Raw genomic sequence first — 230 nt, forward strand, 5'->3', positions numbered from 1 at the left:
GCGCCCGAGCGGCCCGACCGGGGCGGTGTTCACGGCGGGGCCGGGGGAGGCGCCGGGCGGCCGCCCCCCGCCGATGATTTTGCCGAGCGCCGACAGGTCCGGCTCGATCGCGGCCAGGCCGGGGAACGCCGCCGCATACGTCTGCGTCGGGCCGTAGTGGAACCGAAACGCCGTGATGACCTCGTCGGAGATTTCAACCGCGCCGGCCGCGTGCGCCATGCGGCACACGT

General features: G+C 75.2%; 1 pseudogene. It reads right to left on the reverse strand.

From position 1 onward, the window contains the following. A pseudogene (locus KVT38_RS34420) lies at nucleotides 1-230 on the reverse strand (aspartate aminotransferase family protein); the annotation flags it as partial.

This window comes from Cohnella sp. GbtcB17, assembly GCF_019091135.1.
GTDB lineage: Bacteria > Bacillota > Bacilli > Paenibacillales > Paenibacillaceae > Cohnella.